6 protein-coding genes are annotated in these 6,533 nt (G+C 71.6%); 3 read left to right on the top strand and 3 right to left on the bottom strand.

Annotated features, from left to right (window positions below; all coding sequences use genetic code 11):
- The coding region (locus tag IJH84_RS06805) for an FAD-dependent oxidoreductase (protein WP_295141617.1) at positions 1 to 646 on the top strand (646 nt) is incomplete at its 5' end.
- A gap of 223 nt (positions 647 to 869) precedes the next feature.
- On the opposite strand, the gene IJH84_RS06800 is transcribed toward IJH84_RS06805, so the two are convergent.
- Together IJH84_RS06800 and IJH84_RS06795 are read right to left on the bottom strand one after the other, a co-directional pair.
- Entirely contained in the window at positions 870 to 1,475 is a 606-nt protein-coding gene (locus IJH84_RS06800; protein WP_295141614.1) for a VanZ family protein, read from the bottom strand.
- 366 nt (positions 1,476 to 1,841) lie between these two features.
- A complete protein-coding gene (locus tag IJH84_RS06795) occupies positions 1,842 to 2,207 on the bottom strand; it encodes an Rv2175c family DNA-binding protein (RefSeq protein WP_200071236.1) in 366 nt (121 codons plus the stop codon).
- A gap of 191 nt (positions 2,208 to 2,398) precedes the next feature.
- Here IJH84_RS06795 and IJH84_RS06790 point away from each other — a divergent pair, with 191 nt between their 5' ends.
- Both IJH84_RS06790 and mptB read left to right on the top strand, forming a co-directional pair.
- Positions 2,399 to 4,435 carry a PASTA domain-containing protein gene (locus IJH84_RS06790; protein WP_295141610.1) on the top strand — a complete coding sequence of 679 codons (2,037 nt, stop codon included), beginning with the start codon at positions 2,399 to 2,401 and terminating at the stop codon, positions 4,433 to 4,435.
- 95 nt (positions 4,436 to 4,530) lie between these two features.
- Complete coding sequence (mptB, locus tag IJH84_RS06785) at positions 4,531 to 6,108, top strand: polyprenol phosphomannose-dependent alpha 1,6 mannosyltransferase MptB (RefSeq protein ID WP_295141607.1); 1,578 nt, start codon at positions 4,531 to 4,533, stop codon at positions 6,106 to 6,108.
- 59 nt (positions 6,109 to 6,167) lie between these two features.
- Here mptB and IJH84_RS06780 read toward each other — a convergent pair.
- Positions 6,168 to 6,533 (bottom strand): 3-deoxy-7-phosphoheptulonate synthase (locus IJH84_RS06780; RefSeq protein ID WP_295141604.1); only part of this gene is annotated, 366 nt, incomplete at its 5' end.

The raw sequence follows: 6,533 nt of genomic DNA, 5'->3' as shown, positions 1-6,533 counted from the left end.
GCTCGACGCGGACGCGGTGGTGCTGACCACGGATCCGCCGGTCGCGCACCGGCTGCTCGGGTCCCGGCCGCGGCGGTTGCGGTGGTCGCCATCGGCGGTCGTGGTGCACGCGGGCACGACGCGGAGCTGGCCGGGAACCGCGCACCACACGATCTCGTTCGGCGGCGCCTGGGAGGGCACCTTCACCGAGATCATCCGGCGCGGCAGGCTGATGAGCGATCCGTCGTTGCTGGTCACGCGCCCGACCGCGAGCGATCCGGGGCTGGCTCCCGAAGGGCGCGAACTGCACTACGTGCTCGCGCCGTGTCCGAACCTGAGCACGTCCGGCTTCGACTGGGAACGGATCGGGCCCGCCTACCGGGACGAGCTGTTCGCGACCTTGCAGGCCCGCGGCTTCACCGGGTTCGCCGACTCGGTCGAGGCGCACCGGGTGGTGACGCCGCTGGATTGGGCGGCGCAGGGGCACGCCGCGGGCACGCCGTTCTCCGCCGCGCACACCTTCGCGCAGACCGGGCCGTTCCGGCCGCGCAACCTGCTGCGGGATCCGGAGAACGTGGTGCTGGCCGGGTCGGGCACGACACCGGGCGTGGGGGTTCCGCCGGTGCTGGTTTCCGGGAAACTGGCCGCGCGGCGCATCACCGGGTGAACTCGGACACCATTCCGCAGTTGGCGCCGCGGCCTATCACAGGACTTTCACGGATTTCCCTGGTTTTCTGCTCCGGCCGCGGCGAATTGCGACCGATGCGTTGAGTGCACGGCGCGCGACGCACCGTGGAGAAAGCGAATGGATGAACTGTCGGGCATCTGTTGAAAACGGCAACGCCGGGAAACCGCGGGAGCGGCGCGGGACGCATTCCGCGAATTCGAGCTCAGCGGGCGTATTGCGGGCGCAGCGCGTGCCGCGGACGACTCCGCATCTCAGGCCGGGCGGCGGCGAGGGCGCGCGGGAGCTCGCCCCACCACGGGCGGGTCAGCACCGCACCGAGCACGGCGCCTGCGGTGTTCAGCAGCACGTCGTCCGCCGAGACGACCCGCCCGGTGAGCACGGTGTACTGCAAGACCTCGATCCCGCAGGTCACCGCCAGCGCACCGGCCAGCACCCGGCCCCAGCCGCCGAACCCGGCGAAGCGGACCGGCGCCAGCGCACCGAACGGCGCCAGCAGCAGCAGATTCCCCAGCAGTTGCAGCCACGGCAGCACATCACCCGGGCTGGCCTGCAGCGCGACGCCGAGGTCGTTGCCCGGCACCACCCGCACCTCGACCCCGGCGGCGGGCTGCGGGGCGGCGACCAGGAATCCCACCAGGAACACCGAGTACAGCAGAACAGCGTCCGCGACCGACACGAACAATGCGGGAACGACGGTGAAACGACGGCTTCGCATTATCACGGCGAACACCGTGCCGACAACAGCGAGAACCAGGTAGAACGACGCTGCCGGGACGAGTGCCTGCCAAACCGTGGCGATCGGGCGCACCGTTTTCAAACCCCCTTTCGGCCGCGCCCGATCACTACGCGACACGCAGAAGCGGGCGCAGCGATGCGGAACCAGTTCGACCCACATTGAAACAGGTCCGAGTGACATCACGTTTCAATCTCGGGGCGCAGCAGGTGAACCGAGCCCGAAATCGGACCGCGCAGCGCCCCGACGCGGCCGCCGGAAGAACTCCCCGAACACGGCGACTGCCCTGCGAATACGACGGTGCCGGGCCGCCGCTGGGCGACCCGGCACCGGGTTGAACGATTTCCTGCTGTGTCGTTGCTCTCCGGTCGCCGCGCTGCGCCCGAGCCCGTCCCGCGCGGAGACCTGGGCCACTCGGCCGGGCCGCCGACCGGAGGGGTACTAGAAGCCCATCGCCTGCGCCCTCCGCTTGACCTCGCGCCCCCGATCACCGCGCAACGAGTCGATCGGGGTTCCCGGCAACGTGTCGTCGGCGGTGAACAGCCAGCGCAGAATCTCGTCCTCGTTGTAGCCGGCGTCGCGGAGCAGGGTGATCGTTCCACCCAGCCCCTTCACGACCGCGGTTTCGGCGAGGAACGCCTCCGGCACGCCGAGCACGCCCTCGCGGCGCATGGCGAGCAGGTGTCCGTCACGGATCATTTGGTGCACCCGGGTCTCCGGCAGCCCCAGTCGCTCTGCGACATCGGGCAGCGGGGTCATCTCCACATCGGGAGCAAGCACATCCGGGGCAGCAGGGATAGCACTCACCTGGCCCACGATGCCACAGGCGAGGCGGCACAGGCGTGCCCCGGAAGGGTCAATCTGGGTCTTGAGCGCATGGTAGCGGGCCGTCGCGGCCGTACCGCGGGCGGCCCTCGGCACCGGTCGGCGGTGGCGCCGATGCGCCCTGGAACAATCGTCGCGGGAAAGTGCGACACGACCGGCGGTTGGCGGAGGCCATGACTCCTGGAACACGACCCGAGCGCGGCTCCGAGCTGCTCGGGGCCATGCTGGAGCGCCGCTACCGGGTCGACTCGGTCATCGCGCACGGCGGCATGTCGGTGGTCTACCGCGGGCTGGACACCCGGCTGGACCGGCCGGTGGCGCTGAAGGTGATGGACTCGCACTACTCGGCGAACCCGTCGTTCGTGCACCGCTTCGAGCTGGAAGCCCGCTCGGCGGCCAAGCTGCACCACCCCGACGTCGTCGCCGTCTACGACCAGGGCGTGGACCGCGAGATCGACGGCGACCACGTCTACCTGGTGATGCAGCTGGTTGAGGGCTGCACGCTGCGGGACCTGCTGCAGGACCGCGGCGCCCTGCCGCTGCCGCTGGCGGTGAGCGTGCTGCGCCCGGCGCTGTCGGCGCTGGCCGCCGCGCACCGCGAGGGCATGGTGCACCGCGGCATCAAGCCGGAGAACGTGCTGATCGGGCTGGACGGCTCGGTCAAGGTCGCCGACTTCGGGCTGGTGCGGGCGACCGCTTCGGCGGGCACCACCACGGGCAACGTCATCCTCGGCACCGTGGCCTACCTGTCGCCGGAGGCGGTCACCACCGGCGACGCCGACGCGCGCACCGACGTGTATTCGGCCGGGGTCGTGCTCTACGAGCTGCTCACCGGCCAGCCGCCGTACACCGGCGACACCGCGCTTTCGGTGGCCTACAGCCACGTGAACTCCGACGTCCCGCCGCCCGGTGAGCTGGCGCCGGAGCTGCCGCCCGCGATCGACGACCTGGTGCTGCGCGCGACCAGGCGGGACCCGGCGGGCCGCCCGCCGGACGCCGCTGCGTTCCTGGCCGAGCTGGACCGGATCAGCTCCGAGCTGGGGCTGGCGCAGGTCACGGTCCCGGTGCCGAGTTCGCAGCAGCGCACGCAGCAGATGGCGGCCGAGGACGGTCCGGGTGACGGCGGCCCGCCGACCGACCGGATCGCGCCGATCACCGAGGCGTCCGTGCCGGACCCGGCGTTCCCGGTTCCGCACGCGGCCGCTCAGGACGCCGGTCCGCGCGGCACGCGCGCGCTGGCGCGCCCGTCCGACGAGGAACAGACCAGCGAACTCGCCGCGATCGGCCCGTCACCCGCCGAACGGCACGAAGCGCGCAGGCGCCGGGGCGGTCGGGCGTTCGCGCTGTGGACGCTGACGATCCTGGTGATCGCCGGGCTGCTCGGCGGCACGGCGTGGTGGCTCGGCAACGGCCGCTACATCCAGGTGCCGCGGGTGACCGGTGAGACCGAGCAGGTCGCGACGCAGGTGCTGCGCGGCGCCGACCTCACCGCCGAAGTCACGCGGCAGCTGGACGACAACGCCCCGGCGGGCACGGTGATCAGCTCCACACCGGAGCAGGGCGCCCGGATCCTCAGCGGCGACTCGGTGCAACTGGTGGTCTCGCTCGGGAAGCCGAAGGTGCCGGAGATCGCCGCAGGCACCGGGCTGGAGCAGGCGCAGAGCGCGGTGCGCGAGGCCAAGCTGCGGCCGGTGCACGACACCTCGGCCGACGAGTACCACCCGTCGATCCCCGAGGGCTCGGTGATCCGCGTCGACCCGGCCGCGGGCACCCAGCTGCCCATCAGCTCCGAGGTGCGGCTGGTGGTGAGCAAGGGGCCGCAGCCGGTGCAGGTGCCGGACGTGACCGGCGCGGGCAAGGACGAAGCGTTCGCCGCGCTGCAAGCCGCGGGCTTCGAGCCGTACGAGGCGGGCAAGCAGTTCGACCCGAACGTGGAAGCCGACCACGTGATCACCACCGACCCGTCCGCGGGCACGACCGTGGAACTGTCCGGCAAGCCGCGGATCGGCGTGGTCGTCTCGAACGCGGTGACCGTGCCCGACCTCAACGGCACGCAGGCCGAACAGGCCCAGCAGCAGCTGGCGTCGATGGGCCTGCAGTTGCAGGTGCAGTCGTTCTTCCAACGCCCGAACGCGCTGATCCTGGGCCAGTTCCCGCTGGCGGGCAGCAAGGTCGAACCGGGCTCCACGGTGCGCGCGACCGCGCTGTGAGCCGCTGACCGGCGGTGCGTTCCTGATCACTGCCCGGCCGGCCCGGCGTGGCCGCGGCAGCGGTTCCGGCGCCGTGTGCAAACATGGTGCGCACGATGCCCTCGAGCCCTCCGACCCGAGCGGGCACCGCGGACGAGCCCAGCACGGGTGCGCCGGGTGCCGCACCCCGAGATCCCTCCGGTGATCGACGCACCGGCGGCGCCGGGCACGCGGATGCGAGCACTCGACGGTTACCGGTGCGCACGGTGCTGCTGGGGGCGCTCGGTTCGTTGTTGCTGCTGGCAGGATCGTTCGGCGGTGCCGGGGTGCTGGTGCACGATCCGGTGCTCAGCTCCGGGCCGCTCTCGGCGATGCGCTACGGGCACGGCCGGGACATGGCGCTGGCCGTCCTCTACAGCGGTTTCGGCGTGCTGGTGTGGGCGTGGGTGCGGCTGGGGCGCGGAGTGCTCGCGGGACTGGTCGGTTCGCGCGGAGTGCTGCTGGCGACCGCAGCGTGGATCGCGCCGATGCTCATCGCGCCGCCGCTGTTCACCAGGGACGTCTACAGCTACCTCGGCCAGGGTTTGCTGGCGCTGCACGGCATGGACCCCTACGGCGTGGGGCCTTCGGCGCTGATCGGTCCGATCCCGGACAACGTGCACCCCACCTGGCAGACCACGCCGGCGCCGTACGGACCGCTGTTCATGGGCATCGCCAAGGGCGTCATCCTGCTCGCGGGCGAAGGCATGATCTCCAGCGTCATCGTGATGCGGCTGGTGCTGCTGTGCGGCCTGGCGATGTTGATCTTCGCATTGCCCGGGCTGGTGGCCGAGCTCGGGGGCAGGCTGCCGGTCGCGCTGTGGCTCGTGGCGGCCAGCCCGATGACGGTGGTGCACCTGGTCGGCGGCCCGCACAACGACATGCTGATGATCGGGCTGCTGGCGCTGGGCGTGCTGCTGGCGCTGCGCGGGCGGCACGCCGCAGGCGTTGCGCTGCTGACGTTGGCGATGTCGATCAAGGCGACGGCCGGTGTGGCGTTGCCGTTCCTGGTGTGGATCTGGGCGGCGCGGCTGCCGGGGAATCGCAGGCAGCGCTTGGTGCGGGCCGGTGCGGCTTCGGTCGCGGTGTTCGTGCCGGTGTTCGCCGCGACGATGGCGCTGGCCAAGGTCGGTTTCGGGTGGCTGCCCGCGCTGTCGGCACCCGGCATGATCGTGAACTACCTGTCCGCACCGACCGGGCTGGGCCAGGCCGTGCACGGCGTCGTCGCGATGTTCGCCGAGGTGGACCGGGGACCGTTCGTCGAGACCGGGCGCACGCTGGGTTCGCTGGTGCTGGCGGCGCTGCTGGCCCGGTTGTGGTGGCGGGCCCGCGACGGCGGCACGAACGCGGTCCGCTGCGCCGCGCTCGCGCTGCTGGCCGCGGCCGCGCTCTCACCCGTGGTGCTTCCGTGGTACTTGACCTGGGGTTTGGCGTTGGGCTGCGCATTGCCGTGGAGCCCGCGTGCGCTGTCGTACGTGGTGGGGACGTCGGTGGCGCTGGTGCTGGCCTACTACCCGGACGGCGAGCAGGCCATGTACAACGGGCCGTTCGTCGCGGTGAGCATCGCCGCCGCCCTGCTGGCCGCCGGTTCCCTGCTCAAGCACGACCCGCTGGGAGCGCGCTCCGCGTTGCAGTCGCTCGCTTCCAAGAGGTGAGCCGCGAAACGAAGGAGGGCCCGGGACTTCCCGGGCCCTCCTCGTTCGCTCGAAGCGGTTCAGCCGCGCAGCATCTCGGCGATCAGGAACGCCAGCTCCAGCGACTGCTGGGTGTTCAGCCGCGGGTCGCACGCGGTCTCGTAGCGGCCGGCGAGATCGGTGTCGGAGATCTCCTGAGCACCGCCGAGGCACTCGGTGACGTCCTCACCGGTCAGCTCGACGTGAATACCACCCGGGTGGGTGCCCAGCGCGTGGTGCACCTCGAAGAAGCCCTGCACCTCGTCGACCACCCGGTCGAAGTGCCGGGTCTTGTACCCGGTGCTGGACTCGTGGGTGTTGCCGTGCATCGGGTCGCACTGCCAGATCACCTGGTGCCCGGAGGCGGCCACCTTCTCCACGATCGGCGGCAGCAGCGTGCGCACCTT

It is taken from the genome of Saccharopolyspora sp., assembly GCF_017434145.1.
Classification (GTDB): domain Bacteria; phylum Actinomycetota; class Actinomycetes; order Mycobacteriales; family Pseudonocardiaceae; genus Saccharopolyspora_C; species Saccharopolyspora_C galaxeae.
This window is presented reverse-complemented; position numbering and strand designations above follow the sequence as displayed.